23 protein-coding genes are annotated in these 26348 nt (G+C 64.8%); 8 read left to right on the forward strand and 15 right to left on the reverse strand.

Going from position 1 to position 26348, the window contains the following annotated elements:
• Positions 1-7: 7 nt before the first annotated feature.
• Complete coding sequence (locus tag ACZ0AJ_RS17425) at positions 8-886, reverse strand: LysR family transcriptional regulator (RefSeq protein WP_499455757.1); 879 nt, start codon at positions 884-886, stop codon at positions 8-10.
• A gap of 111 nt (positions 887-997) precedes the next feature.
• On the opposite strand from ACZ0AJ_RS17425, the gene ACZ0AJ_RS17430 reads away from it, so the two are divergent.
• The 4 genes from ACZ0AJ_RS17430 (at position 998) to ACZ0AJ_RS17445 (ending at position 5719) form a co-directional block, all read left to right on the forward strand.
• Complete coding sequence (locus ACZ0AJ_RS17430) at positions 998-1957, forward strand: 3-hydroxyacyl-CoA dehydrogenase NAD-binding domain-containing protein (RefSeq protein ID WP_499455758.1); 960 nt, start codon at positions 998-1000, stop codon at positions 1955-1957.
• 2 nt (positions 1958-1959) lie between these two features.
• Positions 1960-2652: an aspartate/glutamate racemase family protein gene (locus ACZ0AJ_RS17435; protein ID WP_499455759.1), complete on the forward strand. Its 693-nt coding sequence runs from the start codon at positions 1960-1962 to the stop codon at positions 2650-2652.
• 52 nt (positions 2653-2704) lie between these two features.
• A complete protein-coding gene (locus tag ACZ0AJ_RS17440; protein WP_499455760.1) occupies positions 2705-3670 on the forward strand; it encodes a Bug family tripartite tricarboxylate transporter substrate binding protein in 966 nt (321 codons plus the stop codon).
• An 84-nt stretch (positions 3671-3754) separates the two neighbouring features.
• Positions 3755-5719, forward strand: a complete 1965-nt coding sequence (locus tag ACZ0AJ_RS17445; RefSeq protein WP_499455761.1) for a phosphatase PAP2 family protein — start codon at positions 3755-3757, stop codon at positions 5717-5719.
• A gap of 82 nt (positions 5720-5801) precedes the next feature.
• Here the strand turns inward: ACZ0AJ_RS17445 and ACZ0AJ_RS17450 are convergent, their stop codons facing one another.
• Positions 5802-6149 (reverse strand): hypothetical protein, encoded by a 348-nt coding sequence (locus ACZ0AJ_RS17450; protein ID WP_258835797.1) that lies wholly within the window; start codon positions 6147-6149, stop codon positions 5802-5804.
• A gap of 238 nt (positions 6150-6387) precedes the next feature.
• On the reverse strand, positions 6388-8664 hold the full coding sequence (locus tag ACZ0AJ_RS17455) for a DOMON domain-containing protein (RefSeq protein ID WP_499455762.1): 2277 nt from the start codon (positions 8662-8664) through the stop codon (positions 6388-6390).
• Positions 8665-8937: 273 nt separating this feature from the next.
• Here ACZ0AJ_RS17455 and ACZ0AJ_RS17460 point away from each other — a divergent pair, with 273 nt between their 5' ends.
• A complete protein-coding gene (locus tag ACZ0AJ_RS17460) occupies positions 8938-11037 on the forward strand; it encodes a putative bifunctional diguanylate cyclase/phosphodiesterase (protein WP_499455763.1) in 2100 nt (699 codons plus the stop codon).
• A 46-nt stretch (positions 11038-11083) separates the two neighbouring features.
• Here the strand turns inward: ACZ0AJ_RS17460 and ACZ0AJ_RS17465 are convergent, their stop codons facing one another.
• From ACZ0AJ_RS17465 to ACZ0AJ_RS17515, 11 genes are all read right to left on the reverse strand, one after another.
• Positions 11084-11767, reverse strand: a complete 684-nt coding sequence (locus ACZ0AJ_RS17465; protein WP_499455764.1) for an OmpW/AlkL family protein — start codon at positions 11765-11767, stop codon at positions 11084-11086.
• 69 nt (positions 11768-11836) lie between these two features.
• A complete protein-coding gene (locus ACZ0AJ_RS17470; RefSeq protein WP_183556149.1) occupies positions 11837-13198 on the reverse strand; it encodes an SGNH/GDSL hydrolase family protein in 1362 nt (453 codons plus the stop codon).
• Positions 13199-13457: 259 nt separating this feature from the next.
• Positions 13458-14489, reverse strand: a complete 1032-nt coding sequence (locus ACZ0AJ_RS17475; protein WP_499455765.1) for an L-threonylcarbamoyladenylate synthase — start codon at positions 14487-14489, stop codon at positions 13458-13460.
• 2 nt (positions 14490-14491) lie between these two features.
• Positions 14492-15691 (reverse strand): 5-(carboxyamino)imidazole ribonucleotide synthase, encoded by a 1200-nt coding sequence (locus tag ACZ0AJ_RS17480; RefSeq protein WP_499455766.1) that lies wholly within the window; start codon positions 15689-15691, stop codon positions 14492-14494.
• A 4-nt stretch (positions 15692-15695) separates the two neighbouring features.
• Positions 15696-16193, reverse strand: coding sequence for a 5-(carboxyamino)imidazole ribonucleotide mutase (purE, locus tag ACZ0AJ_RS17485; RefSeq protein WP_332532801.1), 498 nt, complete (start codon positions 16191-16193; stop codon positions 15696-15698).
• A gap of 3 nt (positions 16194-16196) precedes the next feature.
• A complete protein-coding gene (locus tag ACZ0AJ_RS17490; RefSeq protein WP_499455767.1) occupies positions 16197-17093 on the reverse strand; it encodes a phosphoribosylaminoimidazolesuccinocarboxamide synthase in 897 nt (298 codons plus the stop codon).
• Between the two features lie 275 nt (positions 17094-17368).
• Positions 17369-18433 (reverse strand): class II fructose-bisphosphate aldolase, encoded by a 1065-nt coding sequence (gene fba / locus ACZ0AJ_RS17495; protein ID WP_183556144.1) that lies wholly within the window; start codon positions 18431-18433, stop codon positions 17369-17371.
• A gap of 110 nt (positions 18434-18543) precedes the next feature.
• The gene (gene pyk / locus ACZ0AJ_RS17500; protein WP_183556143.1) at positions 18544-19992 is read right to left on the reverse strand and encodes a pyruvate kinase; all 1449 of its coding nucleotides are present in this window, start codon (positions 19990-19992) and stop codon (positions 18544-18546) included.
• 53 nt (positions 19993-20045) lie between these two features.
• Entirely contained in the window at positions 20046-21260 is a 1215-nt protein-coding gene (locus ACZ0AJ_RS17505; protein WP_183556142.1) for a phosphoglycerate kinase, read from the reverse strand.
• Between the two features lie 38 nt (positions 21261-21298).
• The gene (locus ACZ0AJ_RS17510; RefSeq protein ID WP_183556141.1) at positions 21299-21643 is read right to left on the reverse strand and encodes an AzlD domain-containing protein; all 345 of its coding nucleotides are present in this window, start codon (positions 21641-21643) and stop codon (positions 21299-21301) included.
• Positions 21636-22394, reverse strand: coding sequence for an AzlC family ABC transporter permease (locus ACZ0AJ_RS17515; RefSeq protein ID WP_183556140.1), 759 nt, complete (start codon positions 22392-22394; stop codon positions 21636-21638). The genes ACZ0AJ_RS17510 and ACZ0AJ_RS17515 overlap by 8 nt, the downstream gene beginning before the upstream one ends.
• 222 nt (positions 22395-22616) lie before the next feature.
• On the opposite strand from ACZ0AJ_RS17515, the gene ACZ0AJ_RS17520 reads away from it, so the two are divergent.
• The 3 genes from ACZ0AJ_RS17520 to ACZ0AJ_RS17530 are packed head-to-tail and all read left to right on the forward strand — an operon-like array spanning position 22617 to position 24434.
• The gene (locus tag ACZ0AJ_RS17520; RefSeq protein ID WP_183556139.1) at positions 22617-22811 is read left to right on the forward strand and encodes a zinc-finger domain-containing protein; all 195 of its coding nucleotides are present in this window, start codon (positions 22617-22619) and stop codon (positions 22809-22811) included.
• Positions 22812-22858: 47 nt separating this feature from the next.
• Positions 22859-23842 (forward strand): YheT family hydrolase, encoded by a 984-nt coding sequence (locus ACZ0AJ_RS17525; protein ID WP_499455768.1) that lies wholly within the window; start codon positions 22859-22861, stop codon positions 23840-23842.
• Between the two features lie 4 nt (positions 23843-23846).
• Complete coding sequence (locus ACZ0AJ_RS17530; protein WP_499455769.1) at positions 23847-24434, forward strand: DUF2946 family protein; 588 nt, start codon at positions 23847-23849, stop codon at positions 24432-24434.
• 317 nt (positions 24435-24751) lie between these two features.
• Here the strand turns inward: ACZ0AJ_RS17530 and ACZ0AJ_RS17535 are convergent, their stop codons facing one another.
• On the reverse strand, positions 24752-26290 hold the full coding sequence (locus tag ACZ0AJ_RS17535) for a M48 family metalloprotease (protein WP_499456809.1): 1539 nt from the start codon (positions 26288-26290) through the stop codon (positions 24752-24754).
• Between the last annotated feature and the right edge of the window lie 58 nt (positions 26291-26348).

Raw genomic sequence — 26348 nt, forward strand, 5'->3', positions numbered from 1 at the left:
GCGCCGTTCAAGAACCATCCGCAATCTGCTCCTGCAATAGCACCAGCATCGCCTGCGCGGCTGGCGTGAGCGCACCTTCGCTGCGCCGGACCACGCCAATCGAACGCCGGATGACAGGATCGACCAGCTCACGCCTCATCAGCCCGGTGCTGGCAATCACATCGGCTGCCAGGCTCGGCAAGGCCGCCACACCCAGCTGCTCGACCACCATGGCGCCGATCGTGGCCAGGTGATCGACTTCAAACGCCGGATAAAAATTGATTCCCGCCTGCAGCGCAGCCGCGTCCACGTATTGCCGTACGCTGGTGTGGCGCGACATCGAAATATGCGGATACGGCAGCGTCTCGGGCAGGCGGATCGGGCTGCTGTCGCGGCCCAGCGGATGCCCGGGCGCGGCCAGCAGCACAAATTCATCGGTTGTCAGCGGGATGTATTCCAGATCCTGGTAGGCCGGATTGGCGGCAGTGATGGCGAAGTCAACGCGACCCTGGCGCACCAGTTCGAACGCTGGTTCTGACAGCGTATCGGCCAGCGACAGCGCGATGTCGGGATGGCGCGCATGAAAGACGCGGAACAGGCGCGGCACGAGCCGCGCTGCCAGCGACGGCATCGCGGCCAATGCCACCCGGCCCCGGTGCAGCGCCGTCACGTCCCGTACCGCCGCGGCCGAGCGCTCGATATCGGCAAGCAATTGCTGGGCGTGCAGGACGAGCACCTCGCCGGCAGCACTCAGGGCGACCGAGCGCGTGGTACGCGAGAACAGGCGACTGCCAAAGCCCTCCTCCAGCCGACCGATGAGGGTCGACAGGGCCGACTGCGACAGGCACACCTGCTGCGCCGCCTTGCTGAAGCTGAGCGTGTCAGCCAGGGCGAGGAAGGCACGCAACTCGCGTGCGGATAGATTTATTTCCATAATCGATAAGTTTATAGAAAAAATGCGTTTCTCAGATAATTTGATGAAGCGCAAACTAAGTTCATTCTCTTTTCGAAAATGATCATGGAAAACTTGATACTTCCCAAGCCTGCGCACGCGCTGGCACTCGTTGCAGGCGGCGGCACGATGGGCGCCGACGTGGCGATCGTGCTGGCGCGCGCCGGCTGCCGCGCGATCGTGCTCGAACCCGGCGCCACACGCCGCGACACGCTCGACACCTATTTTGGCGACACCCTGGGCAAGCTGGGGCTGGAACACAAGCGCGAGCGCATCACGACCTGCGCCAGCCTCGACGAACTCGACTGGCAGGCAATCGACCTGGTCATCGAGTGCATTCCAGAGAAGCTGGCGCTCAAGCAGGCACTGTTTGCCGAGCTGGTCAAGCGCGCGCGTCCCGATACTCTGCTGTGCAGCAACAGCTCGAGCTTCCCCATTTCGGCCATCGGCGAACACCTGGAAACAACCGAACGGATGCTGGGCCTGCACTTCTTCATGCCGGCGCATCTGGTGCCGCTGGTCGAGGTCGTGCTCGGCGCGAACTCGTCAAGCGAGCTGGCGGAGGCGTTGATGGCCTTCATGCGTGCCTGCGGCATGGTGCCGGTGCTGGTCCGCAAGGACCTGCCGGGTTTCCTGGCCAACCGCCTGCAGCATGCCCTCGCGCGCGAAGCGTTTGCGCTGATCGACGCCGGCATTGCCACGGCCGAGGATGTCGACGCTGCGGTGCGCTTCGGCTTCGGCTTTCGCTTTCTTGCGGCCGGCCCGGTGCTGCAGCGCGACCATGCCGGCATTGACGTGCACTACCCGGCAGCGACCACCATGTACCCGTCGCTCGCGGCCAACACCACGCCGGCCCGGGTGCTGGTGCAGCGCTACGACGCCGGCCACTACGGGATGAAGACGGGCGAAGGCTTTTATCGCTGGACGCCGGACACCATTGCTGCCGAGCGCGCGCGTTACGATGGCCTGTTGATGGCCGGGTTGCGCCTGCTGGCGCCTGAACTACCAAAGATCGAGGAACAATGATCATGTCTGCCCTCCCTTCAGCGGCGAAGCGCCCGGCGCCCCGTATCGCTCTGATCCACGCCCTGAGCCATTCGGTCGAGCCGATCAATGCCTTCATGGCAGAACAATGGCCCGAGGCCACACGCATGAATCTGCTCGACGATTCGCTGTCGGCCGACCTGGCCCGATCTGGCCGTGGCCTCGACGATGCAATGCACAAGCGTTTCGCCGACCTGGCGGACTATGCGCTTGGCAGCGGGGCCGAGGCCATCCTGTTTACCTGTTCGGCCTTCGGCCCCTGCATCGAAGCGGTGGCGCAGCGCTATCCGCACATTCCCGTGCTCAAGCCGAACCAGGCCATGATTGCCGATGCCGAGGCCGGTCAGGCGGCCGGCCCGGTGGGCCTGATCGCGACCTTCGGCCCCACGCTGGCCTCGATGCCCCCCGAATTTCCGGCGCGCGTGGCGCTGCGCTGCGCCCTGGCCGAAGGCGCGCTCGATGCGCTCAACCGGGGCGACGTCGACCTGCATGACGAGCTGATTGCCGACAGCGCACGGCGGCTGATCGACGACGGCTGCGCGACGATCGCACTGGCGCAATTCAGCATGGCGCGCGCACATGACGCTTGTGTTCGTGCCGCAGGTGCGCCCGTACTGACCACGGTGCACAGCGCCGTGCATGAACTGAAACGGCGCCTGGCGCAGCAGGCACCCTGAACGACAACGTACCACCCCACCAAAACAAAACAAGACAAACCGGAGACAAAGCATGCTCAAGAAGGTACTTCTCGCAACGCTGTTCATGACCCAGGCGCTTGTTGCCGGCGCCGCCGACGTCTATCCGTCGAAGCCGATCCGCTTCGTCGTGCCCTACCCGCCAGGCGGGCCGACGGACGCGATGGCGCGCCTGATCCAGGGGCCGCTGCAGGCAAAGTTCAAGGTACCCGTGATCATCGACAACCGGGGCGGCGCCGGCGGCAATATCGGCACCGGCATGGTGGCCAAGTCGGCGGCGGACGGCTACACGATCCTGCTGGCGGCCAGCGGGCCGATGGCGGTGAACAAGACGCTGTACAAATCGATCCCGTTCGACCCGGACAAGGATTTCGCCCCGGTGATCCAGATCTCGGCGTTTCCGCTGGTGCTCGAAGTGCACCCGTCGGTCACGGTCAAGAACGTCAAGCAGTTCATTGCCATGGCAAAGGAGCAGCCCGACATGCTGAGCTTTGCCTCGGCCGGCAACGGCACCCCGCAGCACCTGGCGGGCGAACTGTTCAACACTGCGGTGGGCACCAAACTGCAGCACGTTCCCTACAAGGGCGCCGGCCCGGCGCTGAACGATGTGCTGGGCGGGCACGTCAAGGTCATGTTCGACATCCTCGGCAGCTCGGTCCAGTACATCAAGACGGGCAAGCTGCATCCGATCGCCGTGACGACGGCCACGCGCGTGCCGTCCTTGCCGGACGTGCCGACCCTGGCCGAAGCGGGCTTGAGTGGCTACAACTTCACGGGCTGGCACGGCATCGTGGCGCCGGCCGCCACGCCCAAGCCGGTGGTGATGCGCCTGAATCAGGCGCTCAACGAGATCTTCGCCGATCCGGCCTTCCGCAAGAAATGGGAAGAGCTGGGCACACCGGTCGTCGGCGGCACGCCGGAAGCGTTCGGCACCCTGATGCGCACCGAATCGGTCAAGCTGGGCAAGGTGGTCAAGGACGCGGGCGTAACGGTCGACTGATGCGGCGCGGCGCGTCATCATGACGTCACACGCACTTCTTATCATCCCTTCAATTTTTCGCCTCACCACCATTGAAGGGTTCACATGCATCAGGTCGTTCTCCGCCGTCTTCCGCTTGCCGTCGCCATCGGCGCGGCACTTGCCCTGTCCGCCTGCGGTGGTTCCGACCACCATGACGACGCCGCCGCTGCCGATGTCGCCATCGTCATCCCGGCCGCGCCAGCGGACCAGGGCGCGGCCGACACGGCGCCGGTGCCATCGGTCCTGGCTTTTGTCGACACCGCCGCCACCAACCAGCGCGGCGACGCCCGCTACGCCACGCTGGCCACGAACGCCGGCGTGCGCGTGCTGGGCGGCATGCTCGCCATCTGGAAGCCAGTAACCGAACTCGTCGATGCAGGCCAGACGGCCCCGGCCGTCGACGGCTTCCCGGCCGTTGCCGCATCGACCTGGACCGGCGTGCCGAACGACGGCACCAATGGCGGGACGATCGTCAACGCCGCTGTGCACAATGCCAACATCGATTACGTCGTCAAAGCCACCGCCAGTCGCACCCCGGAACAGGCTCTGCTGGCGTATCTGGACGACCGGCGCGGCAAGGGCTACAGCGTCACCGGCGGCATGGGCCCGCTGACCGACGCATGGCGCAGCGCCTCGCGCGCGACCACCACCATCAACGACATGCCGGCGGATGCCACCAAGGTCAAGTATGAAGATGGCGGCAACAACAATGGCGTCGGCGGCGCTGCCAATGCCGAGTTCGGCAAGGTCGTCGACCTGGTCAATGCGATGGGCGGCAACGGTTCGACCGAGCCGGCCAAGCGCTTTTACAAGTACGCGCGCCCTTACCGCTGGAGCAGCGCGGTGCAGGTCGTGCCGCAACTCGAACCGGCCAAGAGCGCGACGCCGAACACCGACGGCGGCTTCACCAGCGGCCACTCGGCCGAGGCCGTGCGCAACGCCGTCGCGATGGCCTACGTACTGCCGGAACGCTACCAGGAACTGGTCGGCCGTGGTCTCGAACTGGGCGAGAGCCGCATCCTGGCCGGCATGCACTCGCCGCTGGACGTGATCAGCGGCCGCGTGCAGGCGCAAGCCGTCGCCGCCGCCAACCTGATCGCCGCTGGCGCCACCACGCGCGCCGCCGCCCGCGAGCAGGCGCAGAGCACGTTGATGAAGCTGACCGGCACCACCGCCAGCACCTTCCCGAGCTACGCCATCTCGGGCACGCCGGCGAACGATCGCTTTGCCGACTACGCGACGAGCAAAGCCAACTACCTGCGCCGCATGACCTTCGGCCTGCCGCTGATCGGTTCGACCACCGCACCGGCCGTGGTGCCAAAAGGCGCCGAAGTGCTGCTGGAAACGCGCCTGCCCTACCTGACCGACGCGCAGCGCCGCGTCGTGCTGAAAACCACCGCGATCGGTTCCGGTTATCCGGTCCTGGACGATGCTGAAGGCTGGGGCCGCCTGAATCTGTTTGCTGCGGCCGAGGGTTATGCCGTCTTCACCGGCAACGTCGTGCTGAACATGGACGCGAGCAAGGGCGGCTTTAATGCCGCAGACCGCTGGCGCAACGACATCACCGGCAGCGGCAAGCTGGTCAAGCAAGGCTCGGGCGCGTTGAAGCTGGGCGGCAAGAACGCCTGGACTGGCGGCACGCAGGTCGATGCCGGTAGCCTCGAAGCACTGTCGACAACGGCCTTCGGCACGGGTGACGTGTATGTCGCCGGCGGCGGTACCGTGATCAGCAACGCACCGGCCACACTGGTCGTGGGCGGCAAGTACACGCAGCTGACCGGCGCGACGCTGGAACTGCGCCTGGGCGCGGCCCAGGGCGGGCGCATGAGCGTGACGGGCGCGGCCACCATCGGCGGCGGCACCTTGCGCATCAAGTTCCAGGACGGCGTCAAGCCGGCCGTGGGCGACACGCTCACCGTCATCAGTGCAGCAAGCCTGAAGGGCAAGTTCGAGACCATCACAGTCGACGGCTTTAGCGTGACGCCGACCTACACCGACACCGGCCTGCAACTGCGCCTGGGTTCATAAGCGCAGCGTAGGTTGTACAAAAAATGGGGCCGGGTTCGATGACGAACCCGGCCCCATTGTTTTGCCACGTTACTGTCGCAGCTTATTCGTCGAACTCTTCGGCCAGATTCTTCCAGCCGCGGCTCTTGGCAAACGCGGAAAATTCTTCCGGCGCCTCGAGCACGATCAGACGGCTCTCTTGCAGGCCCGGGTCGCTGTGGCCGAAATCTGGCCCCTTGTACCCGAGCGTGCGCAGGCGCTCGACGAGTTGACGCACCAGGACGGTGTCCTTGTAGGCATCAGGATCGAGCTTGGCAGCAAACTCCACGTACACATCGATGATCCCGTAACCCTCGTCGAAAATGCGGATCTCTTTGACGTCGAGGGTACGGCCGTTGCTGTCCTTGGCCTGGAAGGCGCCGGACAGTTCAATATCGGTATCAGTAGTCATGGTGAAAGCATAGCACCGAGCCGCAGGTTGCGTAGCGCACGTCAAAATCCCAAAGCGGGGTCAGGTCTGACATTCGGACACGGCCTCTGCACTGGCATCTGTTTTTTGATTTCCTGAGCGAGACATTCCGGGCGGATCATTTAATACCGCTTTCGAATTTCAAGGCGATTCATCAGTCAAGCGACTAAGGTTGAGGTCGTGTCCGAATGTCAGACCTGACCCCGGCTTTTGACAGCGGCTACACTTCCCATTGCAGCTTGAAGGTCAGCGACCTGCTCCGTTCATCCACCAGCGGCAGCTTGTCATCGACAATGCCCAGCGACACCGTGCGGCCGTGCTGCCATTGGTAGCGGTACAGCAGCGAGCGGTGTACCTGGCGGTCGTTCCATGCTTCGAGTTGCGTTACCCCATCGTCGCGCCGTGCAGCCCAGGTGTTCTGCGCCAGCAGCCTCACTGAATCGCGCGGGCTGAAATGGACGATGGCCAGCGCGCGCCAGGCCGTGTCGGAAAATGCCGGCTGGCCCAGCGTGCCCTGCACCCAGGCGCGATTAATATGTTGATCGAGCTCCAGGGACCACCCGCGCGGCAAGGGAAAGCGCAGGCCGACGTCCAGGATCACATTCCCGCCCGGCCCCACGCGGTCGGCATCGGCGTCCATCTGGCGTCCCAGCGCCGCTTCCAGTGCGATCTTCGAGATCCATGGTGCGGGCGTCGTTTCGATGCCGACATTGATGACGCGCGTATCATGCAGGCGCCCCAGGGGCCGCGCGCGCTGGCGGTCGAAGCCCAGCTCGGCCCACACATTCGTGCGCCGGGTCGCGGCCAGCCAGACGCCCGGGCGCAGCTTGCGCTCGACCGTTTCGCCGCCGGCCTGGCCCGTCACCCGGTCGGCCAGCGTGCGCATCTCGTGCAGGACCAGGTAAGTCTCGAACTCGTACAGCTCCAGCCCGCCCAGGGATTGCGGCCCCAGGATGCGGTTGATCGAGCCGGTGGCGCGGGCGATGCCTGCTTGTGGCACGAAGCCGTTGTCGTTGACGAAGCCGGGCGCGATCGCCTCGACTTCGGCCTCGTACCACCAGCGTTCGGTCTTGTGCAGCGACTTGCCCCACAGATAGCCGCCCGAGCGCCCCGCCACCCGCGCCGGCACATCGTCGTCGACAAAGCCCGCCGTCGTGCGCGACACCATCGCCACGCCGGACAGTTGCTGCTGCTCGCCATCCGCCCCTTCGCTGCGCCACTGGGCATCGACGCCGACGACGTCGTTGCCCCCAAAGCGGTGGTAGTCGCGCTGCGAGGCGAACGCACCCAGCAGCAAGCCCTCTCCGTGCCAGCGTGCGCGCACGAGGCTCGCGACCGTGCGCTTGGTCTGCCCGTATTCCAGCGTTTCGTACGGCTTGCCGCGCAGGATCAGGCCACCCGGCTCGTCGCGCAGGCTCATCGCCGTGGCGTCGGCATGCGCCGCGCGCCAGGTCGCCCGCAGGCCGTATTCGGGATCGTTCACGGTGCGCGAATAAAAGGCCGGCAGCGGCAAGCCCAGCACGTCCGCACTCTCCAGAAAGAAGCCGCGCTTCTCGGGCAGCGACAGCGCGATATTGCCGGCGCCCTGCGACACCGGCTCGTCGATCTCGACCTGCGAGTAATCGGGATTGATGGTGGCATTGAACACCCAGTCGGCGCGCGGACGGGCATTGATCTCCAGGCCCAGTTCGGCCTGGCTGCCGCGCGTGCGCGTCCCCGGCATGGCGGCGCGTTCGCTGCGCACTGTCAGTTCGGGCCTCAGCTCCAGAAAGCTGCGGTCGCGCACCGCTTCCACGGTGGCCTCCATGCCATCGATCTCCTGCAGGAAGCTCAGGTGGCTGAGCGCGTCGATCCGGAATGGCGCCGTCACCAGCAGCATGCCGTCGGCATGCGGGATGCTGCGCTCGACCATCAGACGCCAGTTGCGGCCATCGGCGTACGGAAAGCGCAGGCTCGACAGCGGCCAGCGCACTTCCATGCTGTAGCCGTCGGGCAGGATGGTCACGGCCGTCTCGATCGGGAAATCCGGCCCCAGATCCGATTCGTCATCCTCGGCGCGGTGGATGCCGTCGCTGACCACGCCGGTGGTGTTGATGCGCACGAACTGGGCATTGCGGCCATGGCCGGCGGGGTCGATCCAGATGCCGATGAAGTCCTGGTCGACGCCAACCTTGTCGCGCCGCGCCAGCAGGCCCCGGCGCAGGTGCGGCGCGTCATCCCAGGCGCGGATGCCGAACACCAGCGCACCGTCGTCGACCAGCACTTGCACGCTGGTCTTCAAGGCACCGGGGGCAGGCGCGTCGTCGCGCGGCTGGTGCTTGTGGAAGTCCTGGTAGACAGGCGCGCGGCGCCATGCAGGGTCATCCAGGGCGCCGTCGATCGCGGGCGTGTCGCCCGCCGCGATGCGCAGCGCGCGCAAGCCACTGCCATGCGCATCGCACGCGTGCAGGACAGCACAAAGCAACAAGCCGAGACAGGCAAACGAAGCGGGAGACATGCGCAGCACCATGAAAATCAGCCGCTCAGTCTAGCATGCGACTTGCCAAAGAGAACACTTTTTGGGGCCCGGGATGCGGCGTCTGGATGACATGTGGCGCCGGTCAATTGTGACACCTTGCCAATGCCGCTTTACCTTGCGTGGCATACCGCATGCATCTGATGACGATTCGTCTGGTCACCCGTGCTTGGGGCTTGCGAGCGGCCCGATTTGCGCTACCATCGAATGCATGTTGCATGGCCTGCACAGGCTGGCGCATTTCACGGCAGAGGCATGATGAGCTTGACCCCACCCGTATCCGATCCGTCCGCATCCAGCCACAGCGATGCCTTGTCGCTCGACCTGCTGCTAAGTAATTTGCCGGGCGCTGCCTACCGCTGTCTCAATGACAGCGAATGGAGCATGGTGTTCATCAGCGACGGCGTCGAAAAAGTAACCGGCTACTCGGCTGCCGCGTTCACCGGTCGGCCGGGCCTGTCATTTGCGAGCATCATCCTGCCGGAAGACCGCGACCAGATGCATGCGGCGGTGGCGATCGCACTGGCCCAGAACCAGCCCTTCCAGGTCACGTACCGGATTCGCACTGCCAACGGGCAAATCCGGTGGATCTGGGAACAAGGCGCGCTGAACCGGCAGGCCGGGACGCTCGAAGGTTTCCTGGCCGATTTCACGCGGGTCAAGCACGCCGATCTGGTCATGCTCGAGCAGGCGTCATTCCTGCAACAGGCGCGTGATGCGATCATCGCGATGGACATGGCCTCGCGCATCAGCTACTGGAACCATGGCGCCGAGCGCCTGTACGGCTGGAGTGCGCACGAAGCGATCGGCAAGCGCTTTTGCGAGCTGCTGTGCGACGAGCAGGCACATTACGAAACCGCGTTCGCCCACACGCTGGCCGATGGCGAATGGTGCGGCGAACTGGCGCACATGCGGCGCGACGGCTCGAAGGTCGACACCGACACCCGCTGGACCTTGCTGGCGCCCGACGCCGTGCCGGGCGCGAGCCAGAAAATCCTGGTGATCGGCACCGACATCAGCGAGCGCAAATCGAGCGAGGCGCGGATCTTCCGGCTGGCGTTCTTCGACCATCTCACCGACCTGCCCAACCGCGCCAACCTGCTCGACCAGCTGCGCCGCGCCCTGCTTGGCAGCGCCCGCAGCGGCAAGTGCGGCGCGCTGATGTTCTGCGACCTGGACAACTTCAAGTACCTCAACGACAGCCAGGGCCACGCAGCCGGCGACCTGCTGCTGCAGGCCGTGGCGCGCCGGCTCGAAGGCTGCGTGCGCGAAGCGGACATGGTGGCGCGTCTGGGCGGCGACGAGTTCGTGGTGCTGATCCGGCCCGTCGAGGATTCGCGCGATGTAGCGGCGGCGCAGGCCGAAACGGTCGCCAAAAAGGTCGTCGCAGCACTGGCGGCGCCGTTCCAGCTGGGCGAGCTGCATTACACGCTGTCGGTAAGCGTCGGCGTGGTCACGCTGTGCGGCCTGCACGACACGGTCGAATCGACCTTGCGCCAGGCCGACGCCGCGATGTACCAGGCCAAGGCGGCCGGGCGCAACACGTTTCGCTTCCACGACCCGGCGGTGCAGGCCGCGTGGCTCGCGCGTGCCGAACTCGAAAGCGGCTTGCGGCGCGCGCTGCAACGCCACGAATTCGTACTGCACTACCAGCCGCAACTCGACCGCTCGGGCCGCGTGATCGGGGCCGAAGCCCTGCTGCGCTGGCACCAGCCCGATGGCAAGGTCGTGCTGCCGTTTGACTTCATCCGCATCGCTGAAGAAAGCGGGCTCATCATCGAGATCGGGGCCTGGGTCATGCGCACTGCCTGCCTCGAGCTGGCACGCTGGCAGCGCCAGCCGGCAACGGCCGGCCTGACGCTGTCGGTCAACGTCAGCGCGCGCCAGTTCACCGAACCGGATTTCGTCACGCTGCTGGCGACGATTTTTGCCGAGACCGGCGTGCAGCCGTCGGGGCTGCGCCTGGAGCTGACCGAAAGCCTGGTCGTGACCGATTTCACATCGACCGCGCAGACGATGGCCACACTGAAACGGCAGGGTGTCTCGTTTGCGCTGGACGACTTCGGCACCGGCTACTCGTCGCTGGCGTACCTGCGCAAGCTGCCGCTGGACCAGCTCAAGATCGACCGCTCGTTCATGCGCGAGGTTCTCACCGACCAGAACGACGCCTCGATCGTGCGCTCGATCATCGGGCTGGGCGACAGCCTGGGCTTGCAGGTGATTGCCGAAGGCGTGGAGACGGCGGGCCAGCACCAGTTTCTGGCCAATGCAGGCTGCCATCTCTATCAGGGCTTCCTGTACCAGCCGGCGATGAGTGCCGAACTATTCGTGCTGTACGCGACCGGCACGCATTAAAAAAGCCCGCACGCGGCGGGCTTTCGTCGAGCGACTTGCGCCGTGCTTAAAACTTGTAACCCACCGCCAGCACGATCGCCACCGGATCCAGTTTCATGAACTGGGTCTGGCCGGTCGAGAAGTGCACGTCGGTGCGCAGGCGCGTCTTGATGACCGTCGCATCGGCAAACCAGCGCTCGTCGAAGTTCATCGCGATACCGACTTGCGCGCTGTAGGTCAGCTTGTTGTCGATCTTGAAGGTAGTCGGCACGTCGCTGCCAGGATTGGTGATCGAGGTCAGCTTGCCGTTACCGCGTTCCTTCATGAAGTACGCGTAGGTCGGGCCCACGCCGATGAACGGACGGAAGGCCGCAGTCGGCGCGAAGAAGCGGTACTGGAAGAATGCAGTCGGCGGCAGCGCCTCGACCGTGCCCACCGAACCCACGCCGGTGATCGCGCCCGCACCGTAGATCTGGTGCTTGTATGGCGTGCCGAGGGCGCCCTCGACCGACAGGTTGTCGGTGAAGCTGTACGACAGGATGACCACTGGCTGCATGTCGTTGCCGACGTCGGCCTTGGTGCCTGGCAGTGCCGGCGCGCTGATGTCACCGCTTTCAACCTTCGGCATCAGGCGGTTGAAACCGACCTTGGCGGTGATCTGGCCGGCCGATTGCGCCGATGCGCCGGTGGCGAACGCCAGTGCGGCAGCGACACCCGCAACCTTGGCGATACTGCTAAAACGAACTTTCATGACTTCTCCTGATAGATGTGTGAGGGCCCGCCGCCAGGGCAGGCCCGCCGCTCGTTGCTGAGAACCTGCTTACAGCCAGCCCTTGATAGCCATGTCCTTGAAGACGTAGCGGGCGATAAGGTCGTTCTCGAACGGGGTCGGATGGATCCCGTCGGCGAACATGTAGCGGCTCACATCACCTGCCACCGTGTTGTTGGCGGTGCAGATCAGCGAGGTGCCACCCAGCGCGTTGTTGGCGCACGCCGGGGTACTGGTGTTGGTCAAGCCATACGGGCCAGGATTTTTCACCTGGTCGTTGCTGACCGAGTACAGATCGGAGTACAGCACGCGCGCATCGTCGGCGCCCAGGCCGGCCTTGAGCTGCGTGTTGAAGGCGTTGACCATTGCGGCGACCAGCGACTGGATCGCAGCCGGACGCGATTTCGCGGTCGGCGTGCTGGCCACGTCAGGCAGGTTGGCAACGATCACGTACTTCGCGCCCTTGGCCAGCAGTTCGTTCTTGACCAGGCCAGCCATCTGCGCACCGGCGGTGCCCAGCGCCGTCACCATCGCGGTGGCGTTGGCGGTGGCATAAGCGCCGGCGGCGGTGTTGCCAGCAGCGGTGCCGTCCGCTTGCGCGGCGGTCACGAGCGGACCGTACACAGCAGGTGCGGCAACAGCCGAATTGCCCGGCTGGGTAGCGGCAGCGCGCACGGCGGCAGCGACCAGCGTTGCATCGGTCTTGCCTGGGCGGGCATTCTCGGTGGCGATCGCGGCCAGGATTGCCTGGGTGGCGGCTTGCGGGTTGGTAGCGGTGGCGCCCAGGCGGGTGGCCAGGGCACCGGCGAAGGCTTGTGCACCGGCAGCGGTGCCGGCGCTGGTCACGGCTGCCAGTTGCATCAGCACGTCATTGCCGCCCGACAGGACCGTCACGAGCTCGGTGCCGGTGAACTTGTTGCCAGACCGGGCCAGGTGGTTGGCGATCTGGGTGACCATCGGGGTGGTCATTTCGCCGATCGGCGAGCCGGTCGCGGCATTGCCCGGGCCAATCGGATTGACCACGCGCGAACCGCCCTGGGCGTAGTTGAAGCAATTCGGATTGTTGACGATCGGTACCGAGAAGCCGAGCGATGCGTCACCTTGCAGGCCGGTCTGCGCAGCGCATGGCGCCGGCAGTTTGAGCTGGGCAGCCATGAAGTCAAGCCAGATCTTGCCGTTCAGGTCTTCGCTCTTGGCAGTGCTGTCACCGTTGATGGTGAACTTGCCGCCGCCAGCCGCCGCCACGGCGCCGACACGGTAGGTGCCGACGTCCGACAGGCTGTCGCCGAACGAGACCTGCTTGGTGAACGTGACCTTGGTCGCCTGGTCGCCGCCCGCCGGGCTGGTGCCGCCGCCGCACGCGGACAGCAGCGCTGCCGTCAGCACGGCCAGCGCAAAATTGGTTTGACGCATTGTGTCTCCTGAGTTGAATTTTTTCTAAACGAACGCTCGTGCTATTCGCTGCTTCATTACTATGCCAGCGTTCATTACCCATGTATAGCAAAATCCATTGCTTAATGGCCGTTGCGATACGTACCTATCAGATGCGATGGGTCTGGCTGTTGGGGTCGGATTATAACCAGCCTTTACTCGGCAGAAAGTGGGGAATTTGTAACGGGGGGCGGTAAGTTATGGCGTACTTACGCCCCATCAATCGATTCGTTGATTTGAATTAAACGTTTGGTCGACTGTTGAGCAATCCGTGGACGATGCCCGTCGATCCGTGCGCAGCGCGGCGCAGGCGATCGTTGACACCCAGCCACTCACCCTGTTGCGGCGGCGATTCGACCAGGATGACGTCGGCGCCCTGCCCGTCCATCGTGCGCAGCGCGGCGTACAGTGCATGGGCGAAGCCGGCAGGACGCGGCGGCAGGCGCTGGGCGGCGTGGGTTTCCGGCATGGTGCTGACGTGGATCAGCGCGACCTTGCGCCCGGCCGCATGCAGCTGTTCGATCGTCTCGAGCAGCACCGCGCGCTCCTGCATCGCCACCGGCGTGTGCGGTGCGTAATGCGATTCGAGCGTGCCCGAAGCGCGTGGCGCGGCCGCATCGGCTGCCGCCGGCAGGCGGTCGATCACGGCCGCGATCGCCTCGGCGCTGATGTGGCCAGGGCGCAGCAGCACGGGGCCGAGCGTGTCAAGGCGCGACAGGTCGACGATGGTCGATTCGATGCCGACCTGCGACGGGCCGCCATCGAGCACCATCGCCACCGTGTCGTCCATGGCGAATTCGTCGACGACGTGATCGGCCAGCGTCGGGCTGACATGCCCGAACTTGTTGGCCGAGGGCGCGGCAATGCCGCCCTTGCCGCACTTGAACGCGCGCAGCAGCGCCAGCGCCACCGGGTGCGCCGGGCAGCGCAGGCCGACCGTGTCCTGGCCACCGCTGACGGCATCGGGAATGTTCGGCGCGCGTTTCAGGATCATGGTCAGCGGGCCGGGCCAGAAGGCCGCGGCCAGCGCGCCGGCTTCTGGCGGGATATCGCAGGCCCAGTAGTCGAGCGGGGCTTCCGGCGCCAGGTGCACGATCACGGGATGGTCTTGCGGGCGGCCCTTGGCCGCGTAGATGGCGGCCACCGCAGCCGGATTCTCGGCATCGGCGCCCAGGCCGTACACGGTCTCGGTCGGAAACGCGACCAGTTCGCCCGCTTCGAGCAGGCGGGCGGCGGTGTCGATGACCGACTGGTCGATCTGCAGGTCGGTCATGGTTATGCGGCGATGCCGAGGATGGCGCAGGCGGCGCGCAGACTGGCCTGCGCTTCGCCGAGGGTCGGCGCGACGAAGGTCACGTGACCCATCTTGCGGGCGCGGCGCGGGTCGTCCTTGCCGTACAGGTGCAGGTTGGCGCCCGGCAGCGCCAGCACGCGGTCCCAGGCCGGTTCGCGCGTGTTGTCCGTGTCACCGTCAAACCACACGTCGCCCAGGATATTGAGCATGACGCTCGGCGAATGCTGGCGCACGTCGCCCAGCGGCAGGCGCGCCATCGCGCGCACCTGCTGTGCGAACTGGCTCGTGATGCAGGCGTCGATGGTGTAGTGGCCGCTGTTGTGCGGGCGCGGCGCCATCTCGTTGACGACCAGCGTGCCGTCGTCAAGCACGAAGAACTCGATGCACAGCACGCCCACATAACCCAGCTGGTCAACGATGGCGCGCGCCGCATCCTGCGCCTGGCGGGCGCATTCGGGCGACACGTTCGGGCCCGGCACGGTGGTGGTAAACAGGATGCCGTCGCGATGCACGTTTTCGGCGATCGGGTACACGACCGAGGCGCCATCAATGCCGCGCGCGGTCAGCACCGACACTTCGTAGGCCAGCGGCAGCATCTTTTCGAGCATGCAGGTCACGCCGTCCATATCGTCAAACGCCGCGCGCACATCGTCGCGCGTGCGCACGCGCACCTGGCCTTTGCCGTCGTACCCCATGCGTACGGTTTTCAGAATACCCGGCAGCAGATCGTCACCGATGGCGTCGATGTCGGCGTGCGAGGCGATCGTCTTGTGCGGCGCCGGCATCACCTTCGAGGTTGGCGCGCACTCGACAAAGAAACGCTTTTCGGCGATGCGGTCCTGCGCAATCGACACACACGATGCGCCCGGTGCGACAAAGCTGCCTTCGGCCAGCAGTTGCAGGCTGTCGGCCGGCACGTTCTCGAACTCGGTCGTCACGGCAGCGCACAGCGCGCGCAGTTCGGCCAGCGCCGCCGCATCGTCGTAGTTGCCTTCGATGGTGCGATCGGCAACCTGCCCGGCCGGGCAATCGGCGCTCGGTTCGAGCACGGCAACCTGGTAGCCCATGCTTTGCGCGGCATGCGCGAACATGCGGCCAAGCTGGCCGCCGCCCATCACGCCAAACCAGGTGGATGGATCGGCCGATGGAAGAATTGGAGAAGTCTGCTGCGCTTGGGTCATCGGATCAAACAGGTAAGGTCATGGCCTGGGCGGCGGCGGTCTGGTCGCGGCGGAACTGCTCCAGCTTGTCGGCCAGCGCCTCGTCATTGGCAGCCAGGATCGCCACGGCGGTCAGCGCTGCATTGGCGGCGCCCGCTTCACCGATGGCAAACGTTGCCACCGGCACGCCTTTGGGCATCTGCACGATCGACAGCAGCGAGTCTTCGCCACGCAGGTACTTCGATGGCACGGGCACGCCCAGCACCGGCACGATGGTCTTGGCGGCCACCATGCCAGGCAGGTGCGCCGCGCCGCCGGCGCCGGCGATGATCGCGCGCAGGCCGCGCGCGCGGGCTGTCTCGGCGTAGGTGAACATTTCGTCCGGCATGCGGTGGGCCGAAATCACCGACGCTTCGAATGGCACGCCGAACTGCTTCAGGATCGCGACCGCGTTCTGCATCACGTCCCAGTCGGACGACGAGCCCATGATGACGCCGACGAGCGGCTTGGATTGCTCGGTCATCGCTTATGCCTTCAGCTTTTCGCCGGTCAGGCGTTCGATGGCCTCGAAATACTTGGCCTGGGTTTTGTCGATGACGTCCTGCGGCAGGTTCGGCGCCGGTGCGGTCTTTGGCCACTCGGTCAGCGTTTCGAGATAGTCGCGCACGAACTGCTTGTCGAACGATGGCGGCGACATCCCCGGCGCGTACGAGTCGGCTGGCCAGAAGCGCGACGAATCGGCGGTCAGCACTTCGTCCATCAGGTGCAGCACGTTATTGTCATCCAGGCCGAATTCGAACTTGGTGTCGGCGATGATGATGCCGCGCGTGGCTGCGTATTCGGCAGCGGTGGTGTAGAGCTTGATGCTGATGTCGCGCATCTTGGCGGCCAGTTCGGCGCCGATTTTTTCTTCCATCTGGGCGAACGAGATGTTTTCGTCGTGCTCGCCCAGGTCGGCCTTGGCGGCCGGCGTGAAGATCGGCTCCGGCAGCTTTTCAGCCTGCTGAAGACCGGCTGGCAGCGAAATGCCGCAGATGGCACCGCTTTGCTGATAATCCTTCCAGCCCGAACCGATGATGTAGCCGCGCACGACGGCTTCGACCATGATCGGTGTCAAGCGCTTGGCCACGACCGCGCGGCCGGTTACCTGCTCGACCTCGTTCGGCGCGACCACGCTTTCCGGCGCAACGCCGGTCAGGTGGTTCGGCACGATGTGGCCGAGCTTCTCGAACCAGAAATCGCTCATCTGGTTCAGTACCTTGCCCTTGCCGGGAATCGGCTCGTTCATGACCACGTCGAAGGCCGACAGGCGGTCGGTGGTGACGATCAGGATCTTGTCGTCGCCAACGGCGTAGTTATCGCGCACCTTGCCGTGACCGAGCAGTGGCAGGGACTGAATGGAGGATTGGTAGAGGCTGTTCATAGATGGGGTATCAGGAAAGCGGAACCGGCGGAACGGGCCGCCGGTTGTGAAAGTCAGGCGGTAAAGCCTGGTCAATGCGATATTTTACGTCAAAACAGGCCGGCATCGATCAAACGACGGGCCTTGATACACGATCCGCGCCCTTAAAACGTCGTTCCCGCGAAGGCGGGAACCCAAGTCCATACACGCTGCAGCAAACCATGTGCTTGCCGCTGTGCGAAGCACATGGGGTTCCCGCCGCCGCGGGAACGACGTAGTCAAGGCGGCGCCGAGGTTTATTGAACGATCTGCGACAGCTCGCCGGCCTTGTAGCGCTCGGCCATCTTGTCCAGCGGGATCGGCTTGATCTTGTCAGCCTGGCCTTCGCAGCCAAACGACAGAAAGCGCGCCTTGCACACGTCCATTGCCGCTTCGCGTGCTGGCTTCAGGTAATCGCGTGGATCGAACTTCGACGGATTCTGGAACATGTACTTGCGAATCGCGGCCGTCATCGCCAGACGAATGTCGGTGTCAATGTTGATCTTGCGGACACCGTGCTTGATGCCCTCTTGAATCTCTTCGACCGGCACGCCGTAGGTCTCTTTCATGTCACCGCCGAATTCGCGGATGATCGCCAGCAGCTCTTGCGGCACCGACGACGAACCGTGCATCACCAGGTGCGTGTTCGGGATGCGTGCGTGAATCTCTTTGATGCGGTCGATCGCCAGGATGTCGCCGGTTGGCTTGCGCGTGAACTTGTAGGCGCCGTGCGAAGTACCGATGGCGATTGCCAGCGCGTCGCACTGGGTGCGCTTGACGAAGTCGGCAGCCTGGTCGACGTCGGTCAGCAGCTGCTCGCGGGTCATGGCGCCGTCGGCGCCATGACCGTCTTCCTTGTCGCCCATCATCGTTTCGAGCGAACCGAGCACGCCCAGTTCGGCTTCGACAGTCACGCCGATCGAGTGCGCGAACTTGACGACCTCTTGCGAGACAGCGACGTTGTACTCATAGCTGGCGACGCTCTTGCCATCGGCCTCGAGCGAACCGTCCATCATCACCGACGAGAAACCCGAACGGATCGCAGCCATGCAGACTGCCGGCGACTGGCCGTGATCCTGGTGCATGACGACCGGGATGTGCGGATAGGCTTCGACGGCAGCGTCGATCAGGTGACGCAGGAAGGCTTCGCCCGCGTACTTGCGCGCGCCGGCCGATGCCTGCATGATCACCGGGCTGTTAACAGCGTCGGCGGCAGCCATGATGGCCTGCACCTGTTCGAGGTTGTTGACGTTAAATGCCGGCAGGCCATAGCCGTTTTCGGCGGCGTGGTCCAGCAACTGACGCAGTGATACGAGTGCCATGGTAGTACTCCAAAACAATAAAGAAACTTGTCGGGAAGTGGTGCGCGCCGAGCGCGGCATGCCGAATTACCGGCATGCCGTGAACGCATCAGGCGCGGCGCCCCATCCCGTTAATCATATTCGCCTACACGCACGATCTTGAGCGCATTGGTGCCGCCGGCTTCGCCCATTGGCGAACCCCACGTCACCACGATCAGGTCGCCCTTGCGCACGTAACCTTCGTTCATCAACAGCTCTTCGGCCTTGCGCAGCACGGCGTGGCTGCCGCCTTCCTGCTCGAGGTGGAAGGCGCGCACGTTGCGGTACAGCGACGCCTTGCGCTCGGTCGTCTTGAGCGGGGTCAGCGCCAGAATCGGCGTGTCGATGCTGTGACGGCTCATCCACAACGCGGTCGAGCCCGATTCGGTCAGCGCCACGATCGCTTTTACGCGCAAGTGGTGCGCGGTAAACAGCGTACCGTACGCGATGGTCTGGTCGATGCGGGTGAACTGTTTGTTGAGGAAGTCGACGTCGACCTTGTTGTATTCGGACATCTCGGCTTCGAGGCAGACCGCGGCCATCATCTCGACGGTTTCGATCGGGTACTTGCCCGATGCGGTCTCGGCCGAGGTCATGACGGCGTCGGTGCCATCCAGCACGGCGTTGGCGACGTCCGAGACTTCGGCGCGGGTCGGCACGGCGTTGACGATCATCGACTCCATCATCTGGGTCGCGGTGATGGCCAGCTTGTTCGAATCGCGCGCCATGCGGATCATGCGCTTTTGCAGCGCCGGCACGGCGGCGTTGCCGACTTCGACGGCCAGGTCGCCACGGGCGACCATGATGCCGTCCGACGCATCCAGGATCTCTTGCAGCAGCGGAATCGCTTCGGCGCGCTCGATCTTGGCGATCATCATCGGCTTGTGACCGTACGGCTCGCCGGCAATATTGGCCAGCTGGCGCGCCATTTCCATGTCGGTCGCGCTTTTCGGGAACGAAATGGCCAGGTAGTCGGCCTGGAAGCTCATCGCGGTCTTGATGTCTTCCATGTCCTTCGACGTCAGGGCCGGCGCAGTCAGGCCGCCGCCCTGGCGGTTGATGCCCTTGTTGTTCGACAGCTCGCCGCCGACCTTGACGGTGGTGCAGATTTCGTGGCCGGCGACGCGGTCGACGATCAGCACGATCAGGCCGTCGTTGAGCAGCAGCCTGTCGCCCGGCTTGACGTCGCGCGGCAGTGCCTTGTAGTCGAGGCCCACGCGCTCCTGGTTGCCCAGTTCGCCGTTCTCGCCCCACTTGGCATCCAGGATGAACCGGTCGCCATTGTTCAGGAAGATCTTGCCTTCTTCAAACTTGCCGACGCGGATCTTCGGACCCTGCATGTCGGCCATGATGGCCACTTCACGGCCGCACTCGGCGGCGGCGCGGCGTACCAAAGTGGCCCGGTCGATGTGATCCTGGGCCTTCCCGTGCGAAAAGTTCAGCCGTACGACGTCGACGCCGGCGCGGATCATTTTGACGAGAATATCGAAGTCGGTCGATGCTGGGCCGATGGTTGCGACGATCTTGGTGCCACGGTACATGAAGTGTCCTTGTAAAAAACAAAGCGCAGCCACTGGCTGCGCTAGGGTCTCATTTATGCTGCAGACTGCGCGCTGCGTTGCAGCAGGATATCCACCGCCGGCAGCGTTTTTCCTTCGAGGAATTCCAGGAAGGCGCCACCACCGGTCGAAATGTAGCCGATCTGGTCGGCGATCTTGTATTTTGCAATCGCGGCCAGGGTGTCGCCGCCACCGGCGATCGAGAAGCCCTTGGAACCGGCGATGGCCAGCGCCAGGGTCTTGGTGCCCTCGGCAAACTGGTCGAATTCAAACACGCCAACAGGACCGTTCCAGACGATCGTGCCGGCCGTGGCGACCTGCTCTGCCAGCATGGCGGCGGTCTGCGGGCCGATGTCGAGGATCATGTCGTCGTCTTGTACGTCCGCCACCAGCTTGACGGTGGCGGCGGCCGTTGGCGCGAATTCCTTGGCGCACACGACGTCGACAGGAATCGGCACTTGCGCGCCGCGCGCGGCCATCTTGTCGATGATGGCTTTGGCTTCGTTCACCAGGTCGTTTTCAACGAGCGACTTGCCGATGTTCAGGCCGACGGCCTTCATGAACGTGTTGGCAATGCCGCCGCCGACGATCAGGTTGTCGACCTTGTCGGCCAGGCTTTGCAGGATGGTCAGCTTGCTCGAGACTTTCGAGCCGGCGACGATGGCCAGCAGCGGACGCTGCGGCTGACCGAGGGCCTTGCCCAGCGCGTCGAGTTCAGCGGCCAGCAGCGGACCTGCCGCGACGATTGGTGCAAACTTGGCGATGCCGTGCGTGGTGGCTTCGGCGCGGTGCGCAGTGCCGAACGCATCATTGACGTACACATCGCACAGCTTGGCCATTTTCTGGGCCAGTTCGTCGTTGTTTTTCTTCTCGCCCGCATTTACGCGGCAATTTTCCAGTAGCACGACCGAACCCGGTGCGACATCGACGCCGTCGACCCAGTTTTGCTTGAGTTCGACTGGCTGGCCGAGCAGCTCGGACAGGCGCGCGGCGACCGGCGCCAGGCTGTCTTCGGGCTTGAACGCGCCTTCGGTCGGCCGACCGAGGTGCGACGTCACCATCACTGCCGCACCCGCCTTGATGGCGGCCTGGATCGCCGGCACCGAAGCGCGAATGCGCGTGTCTTCGGTGATATTGCCAGCGTCATCTTGTGGCACATTCAGGTCGGCGCGAATGAAGACGCGCTTGCCCTGCAGGGCGTTCTGATCGATCAGGTCTTGCAAACGGGTGAAACGGCGGGAAGCGTCCATTGGTCAGCGTGGCAATAGTGAAAAAACGTCATTGTACATCAGGGGGTCCCACCAAAAACGTGCAGGACGCGCAGTGCAGTAAAGACAAGCATGCCGAATAAAATCGTCAGCAGCATGTTACGGCGCCACACATAGAACGCAAACGCGGCCAACCCCGCCAGCAGCTTCGGATTGGCCAGCGTGAACTGCAGGCCGCCCTGCGGATCGATCAGAAAATCGGGCCCGATGATGGCTGCCAGCGCGCAGGCCGGCGCATAGCGCAGCATTTCCTGCACCCGTGGCGGAATCGATACGCGGTGGCCGATCAGCCAGAACGAACTGCGCGTGGCGGCCGTGGCCACGCACAGCACGCCAATCACGACCCAGATTTCCCAATCAGCCACGGCGCGCCTTTATTTTGTCCATTGTTTCTTCGATCACCATCGCCGTCACCATCCCGACCAGCACCGCCAGCAGCAAACCCAGCTTGTAAGGCAACTCATACGCCAGCACCGAAACCGTGCCCGCCACCAGCACGCCGCACAAGGCCGCGCGGTTGATCATCAACGGCACCATGATGCAGAGAATGGCCAGCGTGCCGGCAAAGCCCAGGCCCCACTCGGCCGGCACGGTGCTGCCCAGGAATACCCCGATCACCGAGCCAATCTGCCAGGCGCCCCAGTTCGGGAACATCAAGCCCTTCAGGTACGACAGCTTGCCCACTGCCGGCGTCGGGCTCGGATATTTCTGCAGGAACAAGGCGACGGAAATATCGCCCGAGATATAGCCAAGATACAGGCGCTGGCGCCATGGCAAGTGGGCAAAGTGCGGCGCGAGCAGCGCCGAAAAGATCACGAAGCGCAGATTGACGACCAGCGCCGTGGCGAAGATGACCCAGATCGGCGCCTGCGCCGCGATCAGCGGCAACGACGCCAGTTGCGCCGAGCCAGCGAACACCAGCAGCGTCATGCCCAGCGCCTGCGGTACCGACAGGCCGCTCTTGACCATGGCGATGCCCACCACCAGGCCCCAGGCGGCGATGCCGAACAGTGTCGGCAGGCCGGTCTTGAAGCCGTCGCGAAATGCGTCGCGATCGGGCGCGTCGCCAATCGTGACAGGCAGCTGGCCAGCCGGCTCGCCCGCGTTCACGGACATGGTGGTGTGGCGTTCGTGCAACTTCCCAGCATCAAAATGACGGCTGGGACGACAGCGGCGGTCTGGAAACAGAGGGGCATGAAACGCATGGAATGGGTCGTGGCCTCTTGAGAAAGGGCACTTGGGCTCAATATGTTGAGCGCATTATTTTACGGTCATTTCGACAATAGGGGGAATCCGTTAGAATCCTGTCTTTGCCCACCTGCCAGACGGAGACACCAGATGACCCAAAAGACGATGCCAATCGTGGAACTCACGGCGAAAGACTTGCCGGCGCACTGCCCGAACCCGGCCATGCCGCTGTGGTCGTCGCACCCACGCGTCTTCCTCGATTTCGACCACCATGGCGAGGCAAAGTGCCCGTACTGCGGTACAGGCTACCGCCTGGCGCCAGGCACAGTGCTCAAGAACCACTGATCTTTCGGGGCGTACGCGACTGCACGCGCCCCTCTCCTCACTTCTTCATGCCCTACCGCGCACCACGCTGGCTGCCTGGCGGCCATCTCCAGACCATCTACCCGGCGACCTGCATCGCCAAGCCGCCCGTTGCCTACCGCCGCGAGCGCTGGACGAGTGCGGACGGCGACTTCGTCGATCTCGATTTTGTCGATGGCCAGCCGGGCCAGCCGCTGGTGGTGCTGTTTCACGGGCTGGAAGGCTCGTCCGACAGCCATTACGCACGGGCGCTGATGGCGGCCTTGGCAGCGCGCGGCTGGTCGGGCGTGGTGCCGCATTTCCGGGGCTGCTCGGGCGAGCCGAATCTGGCGCCCCGCTTTTATCACTCGGGCGATGCCGCAGAAGTCGAGTGGATCGTGCGCTCATTGCGCGCGCGCCATGACGGCGTGTTCTACGCGGCCGGCGTCTCGCTGGGCGGCAACGCGCTGCTGCGCTGGCTGGGCGAATCGGGCCATGGCGCCTCGATTGTCGATGCGGCGTGCGCGGTCTCGGCACCGCTCGACCTGGCGCGCGGCGGCGCGGCGCTGTCGTCAGGCTTCAACATGATTTACACCCGAATGTTCCTGCAGACGCTCAAGCCCAAGTGCCTGGCCAAGCTCGACCAGTTTCCGGGCCTGTTCGACCGCGCCGCGCTGCTCGCCGCGCGCGACCTGTACGCATTCGACAATGTGGTGACCGCGCCGCTGCACGGCTACCGCGACACCGACGACTACTGGCACCGCGCCAGCGCGCGCCACGTGCTGGACGCGATCACCGTGCCGACGCTCGTGCTCAATGCACGCAACGATCCGTTCCTGCCGGGGATGTATCTGCCGGCGACGGCATCGGCTGCGGTGACGCTCGAGTATCCGGCCACCGGTGGGCACGTGGGCTTTCCGACCGGGCCGTTTCCGGGGCGGATCGACTGGCTGGCGCAACGTATCCTGCAGCATTTCGATGGCGTGTCGGGCACGCGCGCGCTGACCGGCGCCGAACTGTGCGATGCTGGCTGACACTATGGACGATATCGTAAAACAGGCAATGGCCAAGTGGCCAAACGTACCGCACTGCTACGGCTGGCTCGCGCTCGATGCGCGCGGCCACTGGCGCATGCGCGACGAAGCGACCCAGCAGGCCGGCTTGCCCGGCGACCGGCTCGAGAACGAGAAACTTGTGGGGTTCATCAACCGCAATTACCTGCATGACGAACGGGGCAACTGGTATTTCCAGAACGGCCCGCAGCGCGTGTACGTGAATCTGGAGGCCGCGCCGTTCATTGCCCGCACCGATCCGCAGCAGGGTTTGCTATTGCAGACAGAGCAGGCGCTGACGGCTGTCGAGCACGTGTTTCTGAGCGATGCCGGCGCTGTGCTGTTTGCGGCCGGCGAGGTCGTGGCGCAGCTCGATGACCGCGATGTGGCGCAGGTGCTGGGCCAGTTCACACTGGATGGCCGCAACGCATCGGACGAGGCCGTGATGGCGTGGCTGGGCGGCGGGGCTGGCACGCTGGCGTTGCCGTGGCAGGGCAAGGTGTTCACTGTGGAACGGGTGGCGGACGCCGACTTGGCGCAGCGGTTCGGGTTCAACAGGATGCCGGCGCCATAAGCAGGTGATGGTGGCCAGGTGATCTGGCTGCCAATCCGCCCGCGCCACGTAGGGTGGAAGGCTCCCCCTTCCACGCGGTGATCGTTGCCGGCGCCGATTTCGGGCCGCATGATCTCGCTGTCAACCATCACCGCGTGGACGGGGAACCCGTCCACCCTACTGTGGTGATTGCCGGGGCCGGTTTCGGGCCGGATGATTTCGCTGCAAACCATCACCGCGTGGATGGGAGAACCGTGCCCTACGTAGGGTGGACGGGTTCCCGTCCACGCGGTGATCGTTGCTGGTGCCGTTTTTGGGCCGGCTGATCTGGCGAGCCGTCAATCGTCCTTCTCTTCCTTGTCCTTCTTTTGCTGCGCCTCGAGTTCGCGGGCGCGCGCGTCGATCACGGCCTGGTCGTAAAACGATGCGTCGCGCGCCTTGCGCGCCAGCTCCAGCTGCGCCATCGCGGCCGGCGTGGCGCCGGCCAGCACATACGATTCGGCCAGCGCCATGTGCTGCAGCGCGATCTTGCCCTGCTTTGCATAGGCCTTGGCCAACAGATCCTGCAGCTTGTATTCCTCGCGGTATTGCTGCGACTGGTCACGCAGAAAGCGCGTGGCCTCGTCGAGTTTGCCGGTGGCGATCATGGCGTCAGCGTACTGGTGCGCCAGCGAGCGCGACAGCGGGAAGCGCGCGTGCATCGTCTCGGCTTCCTTCACGGCCTCGGCCAGCACTGACGCCGGCTGGCCCGGCGCCATCTTGATTTCGATCGCCAGGCCCGCGTACATCGTCGCGCCATCGCCGACGTTCGAGGCCACCGACAACACGCCTTCGCGCGGCTTCATCGTCTCGCGTGATTTATCGAGCCAGCTCTGCGCGTCGGCCAGGTTGCCCTGCTTGAGCGCCAGGTAGGCCAGGCCATACTGCGCGCCGGCCTGCTGATGGCGGTGCGTTTCCCTGAGCTGCGTGTTGAAGGCGCTGCGCGTGTTGCGCTGGCCCTGCTCGCTTGGCTCCTGCAGCACGCGGATGCGCGCGCGCACCAGGTGAAAGTCGAGGCTGTCGACGCGCTGCTTTTTGGGCATTTCGCGGATGCGCGCCTGCATGTCGCTAATGCGCTCCTGGGTCAGCGGGTGGCTGCTCAGGTTGCTCAACCCTGTCGGCAGTTCGCCATACAGCTTTGACGCATTTTGCAGACGCCGGAAAAACGCGACGATGCCGGTGGTATCGTAGCCGCCTGCCTCCATGATCTGGAAGCCCACGCGGTCGGCCTCGCGCTCGGCGTCACGGCTGAAGTTGAGCTGGCGCTGGACCACCAGGCCCTGGCCGCCCATCAGCACGCCCATCGCCGCATCCGAGCCGGCCTTGGCGGCAAGCGCCGCCAGGATCATCGACGCCAGCGGCAGCAGGATATCCTGGCGCTGCTGGCCCAGCATGCGCGCGATGTGGCGCTGCGTGACGTGGCCGATCTCGTGCGCCACGACGCCGGCCAGTTCGGATTCGGTCTGGGCCGCAATGACCAGGCCCGAGTGCGCACCAATAAAACCGCCCGGCAGCGCGAACGCGTTCAGCGCCGCATCGCGCACGGCAAAGAAATGAAAATCGGCATTGGTCTCGCCGCGCGCGCCGGGCGCCGCAGCCACGAGGCCATTGCCAAAATTGTTCAGGTATTCGGAGATCGGTTCATCGTCGAGGTAATCGCGGTCGCGCCGGATGTCGCGCATGATCTCTTCGCCCAGCTTGCGCTCGACGACCGGCGACAGGTCGACACGCGCGGTGTCGCCCAGCGTCGGCAAGTGGATGTGGTCGGGGCGCTGGAGCGGATCGGACTGGGCGGCCACGGCAAACGCTGCCGTCGTGCACAGGGCAACGGCGGTCAGGACGGGGCGCCAGCGGCGCACGGATGCTGGTCGGACGACAGATTTCACGGTGCTATCA

This window comes from Telluria sp. AC161, assembly GCF_979258535.1.

What these genes read in the sequence shown, in the direction of transcription:
- ACZ0AJ_RS17525 (WP_499455768.1), top strand. Translation starts at nt 22,859, where the DNA reads ATGCCCTACCGCGCACCACGCTGGCTGCCTGGCGGCCATCTCCAGACC.
- ACZ0AJ_RS17505 (WP_183556142.1), bottom strand. Translation starts at nt 21,260, where the DNA reads ATGGACGCTTCCCGCCGTTTCACCCGTTTGCAAGACCTGATCGATCAG.
- ACZ0AJ_RS17430 (WP_499455758.1), top strand. Translation starts at nt 998, where the DNA reads ATGGAAAACTTGATACTTCCCAAGCCTGCGCACGCGCTGGCACTCGTT.
- fba (WP_183556144.1), bottom strand. Translation starts at nt 18,433, where the DNA reads ATGGCACTCGTATCACTGCGTCAGTTGCTGGACCACGCCGCCGAAAAC.
- ACZ0AJ_RS17490 (WP_499455767.1), bottom strand. Translation starts at nt 17,093, where the DNA reads ATGAACAGCCTCTACCAATCCTCCATTCAGTCCCTGCCACTGCTCGGT.
- ACZ0AJ_RS17455 (WP_499455762.1), bottom strand. Translation starts at nt 8,664, where the DNA reads ATGTCTCCCGCTTCGTTTGCCTGTCTCGGCTTGTTGCTTTGTGCTGTC.
- ACZ0AJ_RS17440 (WP_499455760.1), top strand. Translation starts at nt 2,705, where the DNA reads ATGCTCAAGAAGGTACTTCTCGCAACGCTGTTCATGACCCAGGCGCTT.
- ACZ0AJ_RS17460 (WP_499455763.1), top strand. Translation starts at nt 8,938, where the DNA reads ATGATGAGCTTGACCCCACCCGTATCCGATCCGTCCGCATCCAGCCAC.
- ACZ0AJ_RS17445 (WP_499455761.1), top strand. Translation starts at nt 3,755, where the DNA reads ATGCATCAGGTCGTTCTCCGCCGTCTTCCGCTTGCCGTCGCCATCGGC.
- ACZ0AJ_RS17480 (WP_499455766.1), bottom strand. Translation starts at nt 15,691, where the DNA reads ATGACCCAAGCGCAGCAGACTTCTCCAATTCTTCCATCGGCCGATCCA.
- purE (WP_332532801.1), bottom strand. Translation starts at nt 16,193, where the DNA reads ATGACCGAGCAATCCAAGCCGCTCGTCGGCGTCATCATGGGCTCGTCG.
- ACZ0AJ_RS17475 (WP_499455765.1), bottom strand. Translation starts at nt 14,489, where the DNA reads ATGACCGACCTGCAGATCGACCAGTCGGTCATCGACACCGCCGCCCGC.
- ACZ0AJ_RS17520 (WP_183556139.1), top strand. Translation starts at nt 22,617, where the DNA reads ATGACCCAAAAGACGATGCCAATCGTGGAACTCACGGCGAAAGACTTG.
- ACZ0AJ_RS17470 (WP_183556149.1), bottom strand. Translation starts at nt 13,198, where the DNA reads ATGCGTCAAACCAATTTTGCGCTGGCCGTGCTGACGGCAGCGCTGCTG.
- ACZ0AJ_RS17530 (WP_499455769.1), top strand. Translation starts at nt 23,847, where the DNA reads ATGGACGATATCGTAAAACAGGCAATGGCCAAGTGGCCAAACGTACCG.
- ACZ0AJ_RS17450 (WP_258835797.1), bottom strand. Translation starts at nt 6,149, where the DNA reads ATGACTACTGATACCGATATTGAACTGTCCGGCGCCTTCCAGGCCAAG.
- ACZ0AJ_RS17515 (WP_183556140.1), bottom strand. Translation starts at nt 22,394, where the DNA reads ATGTCCGTGAACGCGGGCGAGCCGGCTGGCCAGCTGCCTGTCACGATT.
- ACZ0AJ_RS17435 (WP_499455759.1), top strand. Translation starts at nt 1,960, where the DNA reads ATGTCTGCCCTCCCTTCAGCGGCGAAGCGCCCGGCGCCCCGTATCGCT.
- pyk (WP_183556143.1), bottom strand. Translation starts at nt 19,992, where the DNA reads ATGTACCGTGGCACCAAGATCGTCGCAACCATCGGCCCAGCATCGACC.
- ACZ0AJ_RS17465 (WP_499455764.1), bottom strand. Translation starts at nt 11,767, where the DNA reads ATGAAAGTTCGTTTTAGCAGTATCGCCAAGGTTGCGGGTGTCGCTGCC.